Below are 3141 nucleotides of genomic sequence, written 5' to 3'. Positions count from 1 at the left end.
TTTCCGTGTCCTCAGCTGTAGAAGGAATCAGAACCTTTTATCCACAAATAAATACGATTCCAATCGTTATAGGAATTTTATTTGTGCTCTTCACAATTCAGCAATTTGGAACTAAATTAGTTGGTAAGTTTTTTGCTCCAATGATGATGATTTGGTTTGGAATGCTTGCTGTACTTGGTGTAATTCAGATTTCACAGCATACTGAAGTTTTCAAAGCAATAAATCCATATTATGCTTATCATTTATTAACTATTCATCCTGAAGGGTTTTTCGTGTTAGGTTTCGTATTTCTATGTACCACGGGTGCAGAAGCCTTATACTCTGACATGGGTCATTGCGGTCGAAAAAACATTAGGATCAGTTGGATTTTTGTAAAAACAGCATTAGTTCTTAATTATTTTGGTCAAGCAGCTTATTTAATTCAGCATGAAGGACAATCGCTACAAACTTTAGGAAGACAAAATGGAAATCCTTTCTATCTTATTATGCCAGATTGGTTCCAACCCATAGGGATTGTAATAGCAACATTAGCTGCCGTAATTGCCTCTCAAGCTTTAATCAGCGGGTCATTTACTTTGATAAATGAAGCGATGCGTTTGAATTTTTGGCCAAAAGTAAAAATTAAATATCCAACAGAATTAAAAGGGCAACTTTACATTCCTTCTATAAATTGGCTGTTGTTTTTGGGATGTGTTGGTATCGTATTACATTTTGAAGAATCCAGCAATATGGAACATGCGTATGGTCTGGCCATTATTTTATGTATGATCATGACCACCATTTTACTTAATTTTTATTTGATAATGAAAAGAGTAAAATTGTATTTTATTATACCATTAATTACTATTTATTTAATTATCGAATTTAGTTTCCTTATAGCCAATATCACAAAATTTGCAGAAGGTGGTTATGTTACACTTCTTATAGCAATACTATTAATCTCAATTATGACTATTTGGTATTTAGCTAAGAAAATTAACAAAAGTTACACTAAAATTGTCAAAATTGAAGATTACAAAAAAGTACTTGTTGAGTTAAGTAATGATTTATCGATTCCTAAATACGCAACGCATCTAGTTTATATGACTAATGCAGGCAGAGTTGATGAGATAGAAGAAAAAGTGATGTATTCTATTTTACAAAAAAGACCCAAAAGAGCAGATATTTATTGGTTTGTACATGTAAATATCTTAACTGAACCTTATAAAACAGAATACAGAGTAACAGAAATTGTCAAAGATGATTTGTATCGAGTAGACTTTAATCTTGGTTTTAGGGAACCTACAAAAATCAACCTGATGTTTAGAGAAGTGATCAGGGATATGGTAAAAAAAGGAGAAGTAGATATTACCAGTAGATACGAATCTTTGAATAAAAATAACATCATAGGTGATTTCAAATTTGTATTATCTGAAAAATTCCTTTCTAATGATAGTGACTTGAGATGGCATGAAAAAATAGTTATGAACTCCTATTTCTTCATTAAAAAACTAAGTTTATCCGAAGAACGAGCATTTGGTCTGGATAGTAGCTCTGTAAAAGTAGAGAAATTCCCAATGGTCCTTCATGCACCACAAAATATAGGTTTAACTAGAATTAAATAAGTATTTTATTTACACAAAATTCATAAAAAGCGCTGTTTTAGAAACAGTGCTTTTTTTTATTAAAAAAATTAAAAACAACATTCATTATTAAAAATATAACATTCGGTCAATTAATAGTACCTTTGCACCTCAATTATTTAAAATGAGATTACACAGAAATTTAGTTTATACTACCATCGATGCTTTAAACGCTATTTTTAATGAAGGCGAATATGCTGATAAAGTGGTAGCAAGGTCCTTAAAGAAAGACAAAAGATGGGGAAGTTCCGATAGAAAATTTGTTGCTGAAACCATCTACGAAATCGTACGTTGGAAAAGATTATATGCAGAAATAGCCGAAGTAAAAGAACCTTTTGATAGAGATAATCTTTGGAGAATGTTTTCGGTATGGGCGGTTTTAAGAGGCTACCCTATTCCTGATTGGCGTCAGCTGGAAGGAACTCCTGAAAGAAAAATAAAAGGACGTTTTGACGAATTATCCAAAGTACGAGCTCTAAAAGAGTCTATTCCGGATTGGATGGATGAATTAGGAGTTAAAGAATTAGGCGAAAAGGTTTGGGCAACGGAAATAACGGCTCAAAATCAGCCTGCAAAGGTTATACTAAGAGTAAACACACTTAAGACAACCAGAGAAGCGCTTCGCGCTATTTTAATGGATTTAAACATTGAGACAGAAACGTTGAAAAATCAACCTGATGCTTTAGTGCTAAAAGAAAGAGCTAATGTTTTCTTAACTGATGCTTTTAAACAAGGTTTCTTTGAAGTTCAGGATGCCAATTCACAATTAGTGGCTGCTTTCCTTGATGTAAAACCAGGAATGCGTGTTGTTGATACGTGCGCTGGAGCAGGTGGAAAAACATTGCATATTGCTTCTTTGATGGAAAATAAAGGACAATTAATCGCTATGGATTTGTATGAAAGCAAATTGAAGCAATTAAAAATCAGAGCAAAAAGAGACGGTGCTTTTAATATTGAATACCGTATCATTGACTCTACTAAAATCATCAAAAAATTACACGAAAAAGCAGACCGTGTTTTAATTGACGCGCCTTGTAGTGGTTTAGGAGTTTTGAAAAGAAATCCAGATGCTAAATGGAAATTAAAACCAGAGTTCATTGATAACATCCGTAAAGTACAGTCGGAAGTTTTAGAAAGCTATTCTAAAATTGTAAAACCCGGTGGTAAATTAGTGTATGCTACGTGTTCTATATTACCATCAGAAAACCAAGATCAAATTGCTCGTTTCTTAACCACAGATATCGGGAAACAATTTGATTTCATAAAAGATCAAAAAATATTGGCTTCAGAATCAGGTTTTGACGGATTCTATATGGCTTTATTAGAAAGAAAAGAAGCGGTCGAAAAACCTGAAAGACCTGAAAAAGTCAAGGTTTAAGATTTAAGATTTATTTCCATAAAAAAAAGTCCTCGAAAATCGAGGACTTTTTTTTATGGAAATATTTTTCAGCTTAATGCTTCTCTAACTTTAAACCTTAAACTAAAAAAAACTTTAAACTTTTTAATTAATCATTCATAG

Annotated in this window: 2 protein-coding genes; both read left to right on the top strand. The window is 32.3% G+C overall.

Annotated elements, in window-relative coordinates:
• The coding region (locus tag ACH2BP_RS11135) for a KUP/HAK/KT family potassium transporter (protein WP_395059892.1) at nt 1-1604 on the top strand (1604 nt) is incomplete at its 5' end.
• Between the two features lie 142 nt (nt 1605-1746).
• Entirely contained in the window at nt 1747-3000 is a 1254-nt protein-coding gene (locus ACH2BP_RS11130) for an RsmB/NOP family class I SAM-dependent RNA methyltransferase (protein ID WP_379851471.1), read from the top strand.
• Nucleotides 3001-3141: the final 141 nt, after the last annotated feature.

The sequence above is a fragment of the Flavobacterium sp. genome, assembly GCF_043756175.1.
In the GTDB taxonomy this organism is placed as follows: Bacteria; Bacteroidota; Bacteroidia; order Flavobacteriales; family Flavobacteriaceae; genus Flavobacterium.
This window is presented reverse-complemented; position numbering and strand designations above follow the sequence as displayed.